The organism is Kitasatospora sp. MBT63 (genome assembly GCF_000710465.2).
Taxonomy (GTDB): Bacteria; Actinomycetota; Actinomycetes; order Streptomycetales; family Streptomycetaceae; genus Kitasatospora.
The window spans coordinates 1-873 of record NZ_JAIZ01000148.1; the positions used below are offsets into that span (position 1 = coordinate 1).

Genomic DNA, 873 nt, shown 5'->3' on the forward strand with positions numbered 1-873 from the left:
ACGTCCGCTCCACCAGCCACCTCTTGGGCAGCACCGTGAACCCGGCGGCGTCGTCGTTGCGTCGGACTACGGTCAGCGCGATGCCCAGGACATCGCGGGCGAGGCCGATCAGCGGTCCGGTGTAGCCGCCGTCGGCCCAGACCAGGGTGATGCGCCAGTGCCGTGCGCGAATCCGGGCCAGCAGTGTCCGGGCCGCGTCGCGGTCGGTGGCGCAAGCCGCGGTGACCAGCACCGTCAGCAGCAGTCCGAGGGTGTCCACGACGATGTGCCGCTTGCGGCCGTTCACCTTCTTCCCGCCGTCGAAGCCCCGGCTCGCGGCCGGCACCGAGGCGGCCGCCTTCACCGACTGCGCGTCGATGATCCCGGCGGTCGGCTCCCGGTCGCGGCCGGCAGCCTCGCGGACCCGGTCGCGCAGCCGGTCGTGGAACTCGCCGACCAGTCCCTTGTTCCGCCAGCGCCGGAAGAACGCGTAGACGCGGTCCCACGCGGGGAAGTCCGCGGGCATCGACCTCCAGGCGATGCCGCCCGCGACCAGGTAGCGCACCGCGTCCACCATCTGCCGGTGGCAGTAGCCCTCCGGCTGCCCGCCCCGGCCCTCCAGCCATCCCGGCACCGGCAACGCATCGCGGACCACGGCCCATTCGGCATCCGTCATGTCCGACGGGTACTTCGGCCGCCTGTGCGGACGGTCCCCGGCGTTCCCGAACCGGTGAGCGAGACAGTCACACCCACGAGCAACCGAGTTGGAACCTGCGGACGCGAGGGCGTACAACTGCGGCAACAGGGCCTCCTGGTGTGCTCACGGTCTCGACAACCTCGAGCTGCACCAGGGGCCCTGTCTCCATGCCCGGTACGCGGCAAGATCACCCGACC

The 873-nt window shown here is 71.6% G+C and carries 1 protein-coding gene; it reads right to left on the reverse strand.

Annotated elements, in window-relative coordinates; genetic code table 11:
• Positions 1-655, reverse strand: a 655-nt coding sequence (locus AA75_RS09930) for an IS5 family transposase (protein WP_051812074.1), incomplete at its 3' end; no start/stop codon positions are given.
• Positions 656-873: the final 218 nt, after the last annotated feature.